Raw genomic sequence first — 11,806 nt, 5'->3', positions numbered from 1 at the left:
AGCCGCAACCCTTCCGGGGCCCGACAGACGTCTGAATGGCGAAAGCCGCCGATGGAGGCCTCAGGAGATGTCGGAGCGGACCGTCCGGAGCGTGCCGATGAGGGCCATCACCACGGCGTAGCCGGTGAGGACGAGAGCCCCGCCCCACCAGGGCAGCTGGTCGGTGACGGGCCCGCCGAAACCGACGGTCTGGATGTCGAGGGTGGCGTTGGTCGCCTGCGACGGCAGGTAGCGGGCGATGCTGCCGCCGATCTCGCTCAGCGGGAGCACCGCGCCGACGATCGGCTCGACGATCCAGGCGACGCCGACGGCGATGAGCAGGGCGGCGACCTGGTTGGGGATGAGGATGCCGACCCCGAGGCCGATGAGAGCCCACAGGCCGAGCACGAGCAGCGAGAGGGCGAGCGTGCGCCAGATCTCGGGGTCGGCGAAGGGCTCGTGGCCGCGGGACGAGAGAATCGCGGCCCCTGTGGCCACTGACGCGAGGAGCGACGCTGCGCCGTACATCGCGCCGACCACGAGGAGCAGGATCGTCTTGGCCCCCATGACGACGCTTCGTTTCGGCTCGGCCAGGAAGGTCGCGGTGATGGTCTTGTGCCGGTACTCCGCGCCGACGGTCATGACGCCGATGGCGAGGGTGAGCAGGTAGCCGACGCCGATGCCACTGGTGAACGCCGTCCGCGCCAGGTCGGCGTCGCTGGTCGGGACTCCCATCCCGTCGCCTCGCATGACGGTGTCACTGGTGAAGAGCAACGCGAAGAGGGCAGCGAGCGCGGCCCCGGCGACGACGATCGCGATGAGCATGCCCCACCAAAGCCGCGTGGTGAAGAACTTGCGGAACTCTGCCTTGATGGCCTTGCTCATGACCCGTTCTCCTGTCGCGCCGTCCGGGTCGGGGCCGAGTCGCCGACGGTGGTGCCGTCCCGGCCCGTCTCGCCGCTCGCGCCGTCGGGGTCCGGCGGCTGGGGGCGCTCCACCGGTCTCCCGGTGGGCGGGGGCAGCTGGCCGAGCTCTCGGTCCACCGGGCCGCCGGGACCCGTGCCTTCTGCATCCCCGAGGTTGCGGTTGCGGTACTGGTCCTGGTCCGTGAGCGTGAAGTAGAGCTCCTCGAGGTGGGTCTTCTCCGAGCGCAGCTCGTGGATGGCGATGTCCGCAGCGTGGGCCAGGTCTCCCACCATGGCCAGGTCGTTCGTCGTCACCCTGAGACCGCCGTCCCGGCGGGCCACGCTCAGGCCGCGTCCGGCGAGCGTGCTCGCGAGCCGGTCGGGATCGGACGTGCGGACGAAGGCGGTCGGGTCGCCGCGCAGCTCGTCGACAGTGCCCTGCGCGACCCGCTTGCCGTTGGCGATGATGACGACGTCGTCGACGGTCTGCTCGACCTCGGACAGGAGGTGGCTCGAGATGAGCAGGGTGCGACCCTCGGAGGCCAGGTGCCGGAGGAAGCCGCGCAGCCACCGGATCCCGTCCGGGTCGAGGCCGTTGGCCGGCTCGTCCAGGATGATGACGCGCGGGTCGCCGAGCAGGGCCCCGGCGAGCCCCAGCCGCTGCCGCATCCCCATCGAGTAGCCGCCGGCACGCTTGCTCGCTGCGGCCGGGATCCCCACCAGCTCCAGCATCTCGTCCACGCGCCGCCGGTCGATCCCGGCGGCGTCCGCCAGCACGCGAAGGTGGTTGCGACCGCTCCGGCCCGGGTGGAAGTTGGTCGCCTCGAGCGCCGAGCCGACGACGGTGAGCGGGTTGGGGATGTCGTGGTAGCGGCGGCCCTCGATGGTGGCGGTGCCCGCAGTCGGACGGATCAGCCCGAGGAGCATGCGCAGGGTCGTCGTCTTGCCGGCGCCGTTGGGGCCGAGGAAGCCGGTGATCCGTCCGGGCACGACGTCGAGGTCGAGGTGGTCGACGGCGGTGAACCGGCCGAACCGCTTCGTCAGCCCGCGGACCTCGATCCGGCCTCTCGTGGGGTCGACCGCCGGGGTGGGGCCGCCCAGGGCGGACTGACTGGGTGTCCCGGCCGATGCGGCTGTCACTGACGCCTCCTTCAAGGCCCCCGAAGGGCGCAAACCTGATGTGCGCACCAACTCAACCACACCACGCCGACGAGGCCTCGCCCTCCATGCCCAGCAGGACGGTACCTCCATATAGTGGGCGCCCAGGAGGGGCTCGTGACGGTCGAGGGGAGGTTGCGGTGACGGAGTGGTTGCTGCTGGTCGCGGCCGTCCTGCTCACCGCGGGCACCGCGGTCTTCGTCGCGGCCGAGTTCTCCCTGGTGGCCCTGGATCGTCCGACGGTCCAGCGCGCCATCGACGGCGGCGATGCACGAGCCCGGGTCGTCCTGCAGTCCCTGAAGCAGCTGTCCACCCAGCTCTCCGCAGCCCAGGTCGGCATCACGATCACCACGCTGGTCGTCGGCTACCTGGCGCAGCCCTCGATCGGCCGCCTGCTCGCTGGGCCGCTCGGCAGCCTGGGGCTGGCGCCCTCGGCCGTCGCGCCCGTCTCGAGCGGTGTGGCGCTCGTTCTGGCCACCGTGCTGTCGATGGTCCTGGGCGAGCTGCTGCCGCAGTTCCTCGGGATCTCGGCCCCGCTGGGGACGGCGAAGGTGGTGGCCCTGCCCGTCCGCGTCTTCGCCACCATCGCCAAGCCGCTCATCCTCGTCCTCAACGGCTCGGCCAACGCGTTCCTGCGGTTCGTCGGGATCGAGCCCCAGGAAGAGCTGTCGGGCGCTCGCACCCCTCAGGAGCTCGCGAGCCTCGTCCAACGGTCGGCGGAGGCCGGCACCCTCGAGGTGACGACGGCGCGCCTGCTCACCCGGACGTTGGGGTTCGGCGAGCGCACCGCGGACGACGTCATGACCCCACGGGTCAGGTGTGCGGGGATTCACCGCGACGAGTCGGCCGACGACGTCCTCCGGCTGTCGCGGCGCACGGGCCACTCCCGTTTCCCTGTTCTCGGCACCGACTGGGACGACGTGGACGGGGTCGTCCATGTCAAGCGGGCCATGGCTGTCCCACACGAGCGCCGCAAGGACGTCCCGGTGTCCGCGCTCATGTCGGACCGCCTGGTCGTCCCCGAGACCATCCAGCTCGAGCCTCTGCTGCGGCAGCTGCGTCAGGGTGGCTTCCAGATGGCCGTGGTCGTCGACGAGTACGGCGGGACGTCCGGGATCGTCACCCTCGAGGACGTGGTGGAGGAGATCGTCGGCGAGGTCGCGGACGAGCACGATCGCCGTCGCCAGAGCGGCCGGGAGCTGACCGACGGGTCGTGGACGGTGCCGGGCCTGTGGCGACCGGACGAGATCCGCGAGGCCTTCGACGTGGACGTCCCGGACGGCGCGACCTACGAGACCGTCGGCGGGTTCGTGATGGCGATCCTCGGTCGGGTGCCCGTCGTGGGGGACGTGGTGGAGGTGCCCGGGTGGCGGATCCACGTGACGGGGATGGCCCGACGGCGCGTCGACCGCCTCCGTTTCGTGCCGGTGCCGGAGCCGGCGCCGGAGCCGGAGCAGGAGCGGGCAGCAGGGCCGCCCTCCCCGCCCTCCCCGGCCGCGGACCCGGAGGTGCGGCATGGGTGACGCGTGGGTCTATGTCGTCTCACTCTTCCTGCTCCTCGCCAACGCCTTCTTCGTCGGCGCCGAGTTCGCGGCGATGGCCGTGCGGCGCTCGAGCCTGGAGCCGCTGGCCGACGCGGGCAGCAAGCGGGCGGCCACCAGCCTCGAGGCGCTCGAACGGCTGGGCTCGATGCTCGCGACGGCGCAGCTCGGCATCACGGTGTGCTCGGTCGGTCTCGGCGCGCTGGCCGAGGCGGCGCTGCACGACCTGCTCGAGCCGGTCTTCGCTGCTTGGGGGCTCCCCGAGGCCTGGGCGGGCGGCGTGGCCTTGGCGGTCGCCCTGCTCATCGTGTCGTACCTGCACGTCGTCGTCGGCGAGATGATCCCGAAGAACCTCGCCATCGCCGGTCCGGAGCGGGCGGCGATCGTCCTGGTCCCGGCGCTCTACCTGGTGACGCGGACGTTGCGCCCCATCGTCTTCGCCATGGAGGCGGTGGCCAAGGCGCTCGTCCGGCTCTTCGGGATCGAGCCCAGGGACGAGATCTCGTCCGCCTACACGGCGGAGGAGGTGGCGCACATCGTCGGGGAGTCCCACCGTGAGGGCCTCATCGCCAAGGAACGCCACGGGCTCGTCGCCAAGACGCTGGAGTTCTCCGACAAGCTGGCACGCGACGTCGCGGTGGGCCTCGACGCGCTGACGACGGTCCAGCTGGGGGTGACGCCGGCGCAGATCGAGCAGCTCGTCGCCCGGCAGGGCTTCTCCCGCTACCCCCTCGTCGACGCGGCCGGGGACCTCGCCGGGTACGTCCACCTCAAGGACATCCTCTACGCGGACGACGAGCGCCATGACCTGCCGATCCCGCCCAAGCGGGTGCGCCGGCTGGCGACGGTGCGCGACGAGGACGAGGTCGAGGACGTCCTCGCGACGATGCAGCTCACCGGTGCCCACCTGGCCCGGACCATCGACGACGCCGGCGTCGTCACCGGCGTCGTCTTCCTCGAGGACGTCCTCGAGGAGCTCGTCGGCGAGGTGACCGACACGACGCAGCGCTGAGTCGCCGCTTCCGTATGCCGCTGGGCCGGCTCCCAGCCCACCCGCGCGGTCCGCGCCCCCTCCTCCGCCTGCAACACACCCCCTTGCCGCGTGCAGGTGCCGGGGGATGGGCAGGGGGATGGGCAGGGGGATGGGCAGGGGACGGGCGTGCCCGGGAGGGTGGAGGCGCGCGGAGGGCCTAGCCTGACTCGCATGTCCACCGAGCACCCCGACCGCGCGGCCACGCTCTGGATCGATGCCTCATCGGGGGTGGCGGGTGACATGCTGCTCGGCGCCCTCCTCGACGCCGGTGCGTCGCTCGAGCGGGTGCAGGCCGCCGTGGACGCGGTCGTGCCCGGCCTGGTGCGACTCGGCGTGGCCGAGACCCGTCGCGCGGGCATGCGGGCCCTCAAGGTCGATGTGCAGCCCACGAGCGAGGACCAGCCGCACCGCAGCTGGGCGGAGGTCGAGCAGCTCGTCCTCGGCGCGGAGCTCCCGGCGCCGATCGCCCGCCGGGCCCACGCCGCCTTCGCCGCCCTGGCTCGGGCCGAGGCGGACGTGCACGGCGTGCCGGTCGAGGAGGTGCACTTCCACGAGGTCGGGGCGTGGGACTCGATCGCGGACGTCGTCGGGGTCTGCGCCGCGCTCGAGGACCTCGCCGTGACTGACGTCGTGACGAGCGTCATCGGCGTCGGGTCCGGGACGGTGCAGGGAGCCCACGGACGGATGCCGGTCCCCGTGCCTGCCGTGCTGGGGCTCGTCACGGGATGGACGGTCGACGCCGTCGGTGACGGAGAGCTGGCGACGCCGACGGGGGTCGCCCTGCTCACCACCCTCGCGGCGAGCCAGGGACCGCTGCCGCGGATGGCGGTGTCCGCAGTGGGCGTCGGTGCCGGCACCAGGGACGTCCCGGGCCGGGCCAACGTCGTCCGGGTCGTTCTCGGCCGGCTCTCCACTCCACCGGCACCCCAGTCCGGTTCTCCGACAGGCGATCTCGAGCACACGAGCATGGTCGTGCTCGAGGCGAACGTCGACGACCTCGACCCGCGGGTGTGGCCCTCCGTGCTCGACGCGCTCCTCGCGGCGGGGGCGGCCGATGCCTGGCTGGCGCCGATCCTGATGAAGAAGGGCCGCCCGGCCCACACGCTGTCCGTCCTGTGCGCCCCCGACGACGCCGAACGCCTCCGTGACCTCGTCCTCGAGGCGACGAGCACGATCGGGGTGCGAGGCACCGCGGTGGACCGATGGGCCCTTCCGCGGCAGTGGGTCGCGGTCGACGTCGACGGGCAGCGGATCGGCATCAAGGTCGCGCACCGCGCGGGCAGGGTCGTCCAGGCCACCCCCGAGTTCGCGGACGTCGAGGCCGCAGGCGGGGCGCTGGACCGGCCGGTCGGGATCGTCCTCGACGCCGCCGTCGCGGCAGCGGCAGCGGCAGGGCTCGTGCCGGGGGCGCCCCTCCCGACGGCGAGCGCCCGCGGCCTGGCGCAGCGCTGAGGCTCAGGTCGCGGGGAGTGGCGCGGCGATCTGCGCGGCGAGGTGCCCTGCGCCGTAGCCGTTGTCGATGTTGACGACCCCGACGCCGGGCGAGCAGGCGTTGAGCATCGAGAGCAGGGGAGCGAGCCCCTCGAATGCCGCGCCGTAACCCACCGAGGTGGGGACCGCGACGACCGGCGAGTGCGCCAGGCCGGCCACCACCGAGGGCAGCGCGCCGTCCATTCCGGCCACGACGACGATGGCCCGCGCGGCGTCGATGAGGTCCTGTCGGGCGAGGACCCGGTGGATCCCGGCCACGCCGATGTCGACGACGAGCTCGGTCGGGCGCCCCAGGTAGGTCAGCGTGAAGACCGCCTCCCGAGCCACGGGCAGGTCGGAGGTGCCTGCGCACAGCACCGCGACGAGCCCACCGGTCGGCTCGGGCGCGCGCGGCGGCCAGGCGAGGATCCGTCCGATCTCGTCGTGGACCGCGTCCGGCAGCACGCCGAGGACGGCCTCGGCGTGCTCGGCGGCCGCTCGGGTGAAGAGCACCGTCCCGCTCGTCGTCCCGGCTTCGTGAGCGTCCTTGACCGCCAGGGCGATTGCACCTACCTGGGCCGCGGACTTGCCTGCGCAGTAGATGGCCTCGGGATAGCCGCGCCTGGCGGCCCGGCCCAGGTCCAGCTCTGCAATCCCGTGCAGGCCAAGGGACTCGGAGTCACCCATGGTCGACCTGCACGAGCGGCAAGGTGAAGGCGCCGGACTGGATGCCCATGACGTCGACCGCGACGAACCGGAAACCCGCAGCCACACCGGCCGCGTGCAGCGCCGCCCGAGTGTCGGGCTCCAGCGCACGTGCCAGGTCGACGTCGGCCAGCTCCACCCGCGCCACCTCGCCGTGGTGCCGGACCCGGCAGTCGGCGAACCCCAGCCGACGCAGCTCCCGCTCGAAGCTCTCCACCTGGCCGAGCTTCACGGGATCGACCTCGCTGAAGTGCGGGATCCGCGAGGCGAGGCACGGTGCCGCGGGCTTGTCCGCGTTGGGCAGGCGCAACGCCCGGGCCAGCGCCCGCACGTCCGACTTGCCCAGCCCGGCGTCGGCCAGGGGGCGGAGCACGTCGTGGTTCGTCGCCGCGCGGGACCCCGGCCGGTCCGGGCGCCGCGCGTCGTCGGCATTCTCGCCGTAGGCGACGGCGACGAGCCCGTGCCGGCCCGCCACCTCGTCCGAGATCCGGCTGAAGAGCTCGTCCTTGCAGAAGAAGCACCGGTCAGGGCCGTTGGCGCGATACATGGGGTGGTCGCCCTCGTGGGTCGCGACCTCGACGACGGGCGCCCCGATCGCGGCCGCCACGTCCCGGGCGCCGTGCAGCTCGTCGCGGGCCAGGCTCGGCGACACCCCGATGACCGCGAGCACTCGGTCGGCCCCGAGCGTCCGGACGGCGAGCGCGAGGAGGAGGCCTGAGTCGACACCCCCCGAGAAGGCGACGCCGAGGCGCCCGACCGAGCCCAGCGGCATACGGTCGACGAGGGTGCGACCCACGGCGGCAGCCGACCCGGCTAGCGAGGCGGGCAGCGGCGCGTGGACGTCCATGAGGCCAGTCTGACCCATTGACGGGCTCAGAGCTGGACCTCGCTCCGGTCGGCGGACCACAGCGTGTGGAAGGCGCCCTCGCGGTCGATGCGCCCATACGTGTGGGCGCCGAAGTTGTCCCGCAGCCCCTGGACGAGAGCGGCCGGCAGCCGCTCCGCCCGCACCGTGTCGTAGTAGGCGAGCGCACTCGAGAAGCCCGGCACCGGGACGCCCGCAGTCGCGGCCGCTGCGACCACTCGCCGCCACGCGCCCTGCCGCTCGGCCAGCCCGGCCTGGATGCTCGGGGCGACGAGGAGCGTGGCGAGCCGGCCGACGGCGTACTCCTCGCTGATCTGCTTGAGCAGCCGGGCGCGGATGATGCAGCCGCCCCGCCAGAGGCGCGCCACCGTCGCGATGTCGACGCCCCAGTGGTACTCGTCGCTCGCCTTGCGGATCTGCTCCAGTCCCTGGGCGTAGGCGACCACCTTCGACGACCACAGCGCGTCGCGCACGTCGTCGACGAGCTGCTGCCGATCGACGGCGGGCAGCGTGCGGTCCGGCCCGGTGAGCACCCCACGCGACGCCTCCCGCACGGTCCGGTCGCCTGACGCGGACCGGGCGAAGACCGACTCAGCGATCGTCGACACCGGCACGCCGAGCTCGAGCGCGGTCTGGACCGTCCATCGCCCGGTGCCCTTCTGCTCGGCGGCGTCGACGATCAGCTCGACGAGGGGGCGGCCCGTTGTCGCGTCGACCTGGTCGAGCACCTCGGCGGTGATCTCGATGAGGAAGGAGTCGAGCTCTCCGGTGTTCCACTCGCGGAACACCTCGGCGGCCTCCGCGGCCGTCAGCCCCGCAGCGCTGAGCACGTCGTAGGCCTCGGCGATGAACTGCATGTCGGCGTACTCGATGCCGTTGTGGACCATCTTGACGAAGTGGCCGGCGCCGTCGGGGCCCAGGTGGGCGCAGCACGGCTCGCCGTCGACCTGGGCGGCGATCGACTCGAGGATCGGGCCGAGCGCCGCGTAGGACTCCGCGGAGCCGCCCGGCATGATCGACGGACCCTCGAGCGCGCCGACCTCGCCGCCGGAGATCCCGGTGCCGACGAATTGGAGGCCGATCTCGCGCAGGCGCGCCTCGCGGCGGCGGGTGTCCTCGAAGTGGGCGTTGCCGCCGTCGACGATGATGTCGCCCTCCTCGAGCAGGGGTGCGAGCTGGTCGATGACGGCGTCGGTGCCCGGGCCGGCCTGCACCATGATGATGACGCGCCGCGGGCGGATCAGGGAGTCGACGAACTCCTCGACCGTCTCCGCCCCGACGAACGCCCCCTCCGCGCGGTGCGCCTCCAGGTGGGCGAGCGTGCGGGCGTGGGTCCGGTTGAAGACCGCGACGGTGTGCCCGTGCCGGGCGAGGTTGCGGGCCAGGTTGCTGCCCATCACGGCGAGGCCGATGACGCCGATGTTCGCTGTCGCGGAGGTGCTCACGGGGTTCCTTTGCGGAGAAGGGGGAGGTCAAGCGGTCGTATGCCGCTGGGCCGGCTCGGCGGGGCCGCCGGGCCGGGCGCGTTGCTCCGATTCAGGCAGAACGAGCGGCCGGTGGAAAGGGCTTGCCACCAGTTGCCGACGGTTGCCGACGTCGGCGGCCTGCGAGGGGCGTTGCAACTCATGGCAACTCGTTGGGATGTCGGCGAGGGGAGCGCGACGGTGTGCCCACCCTCCCGTCCGATATGCCTCCCTTCGAGTTCAAAGAGGAACCAGGATTGATGAAGACACTTCCGCGTACGCGACGTCGTCGCGGCCTGCTCGGCGTCGCTGCTGCGTTGCCCCTGACCCTGGCCCTGACCTTGGCCGTGACCCTGGCCGGGGGCCTGGGGGCGACAGCGGCTCCCGAGGCCGCCGCGGCTGACGAGGGCAACCACGGTCGCCCTCCGGTCCTCGAGGCGCGCGCCAAGGACCTGATCACCGTCAAGGGCCGCACGTTCAAGGACCTCAACGACAACGGCCGCCTCGACACCTACGAGGACTGGCGCAAGCCGGTCGCCGACCGGGTGGCTGACCTCGTCGGGCGGATGACGCTCGAGGAGAAGGCCGGCCTCATGCTCATCGACACGCTCAACGCGTCCTGCGACGTCGGGACGGGGGAGCGGGGGACCGTGCCCGCGGTGGCCGCGAACTACATCGACGTGCAGAAGATGCACCGCTTCGTCTTCCGCAACACCGTCACGAGCCCGGACCAGGCGCTCTGCACCGCGGAGACCGGCGGCTTCGGCACCCGCATCTCGGTGACGCCCGCCGAGGCGGCGAAGTTCACCAACAGCGTCCAGGAGCTGAGCGAGGCGACCCGTCTGGGGATCCCGTCGCTCTTCAAGTCGAACGCCCGCAACCACATCGACCCCGACGCCCGAGCCGGGATCAACGAGTCCGCCGGCGCGTTCTCCGCCTTCCCGAAGGAGGCCGGGATCGCCGCCGCTGCGCTGGGCGAGGAGGCGGTGCGGACCGGCTCCGTCCCGACCATCGGGGACATGGCCGTGGTCGAGCGCTTCGCCGAGGTCATGGGCCAGGAGTGGTCCTCGATCGGCCTGCGGGGCATGTACGGCTACATGGCGGACCTGTCCACCGAGCCGAGGTGGTACCGCACCCACGAGACGTTCACCGAGGACGCCGACCTGGCGGCCAACATCATGGAGACCCTCGTCGGCACGCTGCAGGGCCCGGTGGGTGCCGACGGCACCGCGCTCACCCGGGACTCCGACGTCGCCTTGACGCTCAAGCACTTCCCGGGCGGGGGCCCGCAGGAGCTCGGCCTCGACCCGCACTACGCCTTCGGCAAGACGCAGGTCTACCCGGGTGGCGGCTTCGGCTACCACCTCAAGCCGTTCGAGGCGGCGATCAACGCCGGCGTCGCGGCGATCATGCCGTACTACGGCGTGCCCATGGGAGTCACCCATGACGGCGTCACCTACGACCAGACGGGGATGGCCTTCTCGTCGCAGATCGTCAACGACCTGCTGCGGGACCGGCTCGGCTTCAAGGGCTACGTCAACTCCGACACCGGGATCATCAACGACCGGGCCTGGGGCCTCGAGACCGCGACCGTCCCGGAGCGCGTGGCCGCCGCGATCAACGGCGGCACCGACACCCTCTCCGGATTCCACGACGTCAAGACGATCACCGACCTCGTCGGGGCCGGTCTCGTCACGAACGAGCGCGTGGACCTTGCCGCGGCGCGCCTGCTCGAGCCGCTCTTCCGGATGGGCCTGTTCGAGGACCCCTACGTCGACGAGGCGGTCGCGACGGCCACGGTCGGCAACGCGGCGAACCGGGAGGTCGGCCTCGACCTCCAGCGGAAGTCCGCCGTTCTCCTGCAGAACAACGAGGCCGCCGACGGCGGCAAGGTGCTCCCGCTCAAGCCGGGGTCGAAGGTCTACATCCTCGGCGACTTCAAGGAGGAGACCGTGGCCGGCCACGGCTACGAGGTCATCAACGGCAACGTTCCGGCCGGCACGCCTCGCCCGAGCGCTGCCGGGGCGGACTACGTCATCATCTCGATGACCGCGAAGAACAAGAACACGTCCGCCTACCGCAGCAACGACCCGGCGACCGGGCTCAACCCCGACCACGTCAACCCCATCGTCATGCCGGGGACGGCGGGCCTGGACGGGGAGAGCCCCTACGGCGAGTCCGACGCCTGCGTGTCCTACGGGGCGACCGCGTGCACCGACAGCGGCCTGCGCTTCGGCGGCTCCTACCCGTGGGAGTCGGGCATCCTGGACTTCAGCGGCATGGAGACGTCCGAGTCCTGGCAGGTCGTCCCGTCGCTCAGCACGATCCAGCAGGTGATGGCCGAGGTCGGCGACCCCGACAAGGTCGTCCTGCACGTCTACTTCCGCCAGCCCTTCGTCCTCGACGACGCGAGCGGGCTGCGGGACGCGGGCGCCATCGTGGCCGGCTTCGGGATGAGCGACACGGCCCTGATGGACGTGCTGTCCGGTGACTTCGCACCGCAGGGCCGGCTGCCTTTCGCCCTGGCCGGGACCCGAGCCGCAGTGCAGGAGCAGAAGAGCGACCTCCCGGGCTATGACGAGACGGCCGACGGGGCACTCTTCCCGTATGGCTTCGGCCTGACCTACGACCAGGGCTGACCGGCCCTGGGTCCGTGGGACGACGAAGGGGCCCCGCTGCGGCGGGGC

At 72.3% G+C, this 11,806-nt stretch carries 9 protein-coding genes; 4 read left to right on the top strand and 5 right to left on the bottom strand.

Annotated elements, in window-relative coordinates:
* Positions 1–60 precede the first annotated feature (60 nt).
* Both OO014_RS05910 and OO014_RS05905 read right to left on the bottom strand, forming a co-directional pair.
* Positions 61–864 carry an ABC transporter permease gene (locus OO014_RS05910; protein WP_272461359.1) on the bottom strand — a complete coding sequence of 268 codons (804 nt, stop codon included), beginning with the start codon at positions 862–864 and terminating at the stop codon, positions 61–63.
* Positions 861–1,985 (bottom strand): ABC transporter ATP-binding protein, encoded by a 1,125-nt coding sequence (locus OO014_RS05905; protein WP_272461385.1) that lies wholly within the window; start codon positions 1,983–1,985, stop codon positions 861–863. The genes OO014_RS05910 and OO014_RS05905 overlap by 4 nt, the downstream gene beginning before the upstream one ends.
* A gap of 197 nt (positions 1,986–2,182) precedes the next feature.
* Between OO014_RS05905 and OO014_RS05900 the strand changes: the two genes are divergently transcribed.
* The 3 genes from OO014_RS05900 (at position 2,183) to larC (ending at position 6,068) form a co-directional block, all read left to right on the top strand.
* Positions 2,183–3,565, top strand: a complete 1,383-nt coding sequence (locus OO014_RS05900; RefSeq protein WP_272461358.1) for a hemolysin family protein — start codon at positions 2,183–2,185, stop codon at positions 3,563–3,565.
* Positions 3,558–4,595, top strand: a complete 1,038-nt coding sequence (locus OO014_RS05895; protein WP_272461357.1) for a hemolysin family protein — start codon at positions 3,558–3,560, stop codon at positions 4,593–4,595. The genes OO014_RS05900 and OO014_RS05895 overlap by 8 nt, the downstream gene beginning before the upstream one ends.
* Before the next feature lie 192 nt (positions 4,596–4,787).
* Positions 4,788–6,068 carry a nickel pincer cofactor biosynthesis protein LarC gene (gene larC / locus OO014_RS05890; protein WP_272461356.1) on the top strand — a complete coding sequence of 427 codons (1,281 nt, stop codon included), beginning with the start codon at positions 4,788–4,790 and terminating at the stop codon, positions 6,066–6,068.
* A gap of 3 nt (positions 6,069–6,071) precedes the next feature.
* Here larC and larB read toward each other — a convergent pair whose 3' ends face one another.
* From larB to gndA, 3 genes are read right to left on the bottom strand one after another with little or no spacing between them, the layout of a single operon-like run.
* Positions 6,072–6,773, bottom strand: a complete 702-nt coding sequence (gene larB / locus OO014_RS05885; RefSeq protein ID WP_272461355.1) for a nickel pincer cofactor biosynthesis protein LarB — start codon at positions 6,771–6,773, stop codon at positions 6,072–6,074.
* Positions 6,766–7,638, bottom strand: a complete 873-nt coding sequence (locus OO014_RS05880; RefSeq protein ID WP_272461354.1) for an ATP-dependent sacrificial sulfur transferase LarE — start codon at positions 7,636–7,638, stop codon at positions 6,766–6,768. Before OO014_RS05880 ends, larB begins: the two co-directional genes overlap by 8 nt.
* A gap of 26 nt (positions 7,639–7,664) precedes the next feature.
* On the bottom strand, positions 7,665–9,101 hold the full coding sequence (gene gndA, locus OO014_RS05875) for an NADP-dependent phosphogluconate dehydrogenase (RefSeq protein ID WP_272461353.1): 1,437 nt from the start codon (positions 9,099–9,101) through the stop codon (positions 7,665–7,667).
* 278 nt (positions 9,102–9,379) lie between these two features.
* On the opposite strand from gndA, the gene OO014_RS05870 reads away from it, so the two are divergent.
* On the top strand, positions 9,380–11,758 hold the full coding sequence (locus tag OO014_RS05870) for a glycoside hydrolase family 3 protein (protein ID WP_272461352.1): 2,379 nt from the start codon (positions 9,380–9,382) through the stop codon (positions 11,756–11,758).
* Positions 11,759–11,806 lie beyond the last annotated feature (48 nt).

Source organism: Intrasporangium calvum (genome assembly GCF_028446585.1).
In the GTDB taxonomy this organism is placed as follows: Bacteria; Actinomycetota; Actinomycetes; order Actinomycetales; family Dermatophilaceae; genus Intrasporangium; species Intrasporangium calvum_A.
The sequence above is the reverse complement of the archived record's forward strand: the minus strand, read 5'-3'. Positions and strand labels throughout refer to the sequence as shown.

Bases quoted from the DNA above. Each gene is read 5' to 3' on its own strand.
- larC (WP_272461356.1), top strand. From the start codon at position 4,788: ATGTCCACCGAGCACCCCGACCGCGCGGCCACGCTCTGGATCGATGCC.
- OO014_RS05910 (WP_272461359.1), bottom strand. From the start codon at position 864: ATGAGCAAGGCCATCAAGGCAGAGTTCCGCAAGTTCTTCACCACGCGG.
- OO014_RS05880 (WP_272461354.1), bottom strand. From the start codon at position 7,638: ATGGACGTCCACGCGCCGCTGCCCGCCTCGCTAGCCGGGTCGGCTGCC.
- larB (WP_272461355.1), bottom strand. From the start codon at position 6,773: ATGGGTGACTCCGAGTCCCTTGGCCTGCACGGGATTGCAGAGCTGGAC.
- OO014_RS05895 (WP_272461357.1), top strand. From the start codon at position 3,558: ATGGGTGACGCGTGGGTCTATGTCGTCTCACTCTTCCTGCTCCTCGCC.
- OO014_RS05870 (WP_272461352.1), top strand. From the start codon at position 9,380: ATGAAGACACTTCCGCGTACGCGACGTCGTCGCGGCCTGCTCGGCGTC.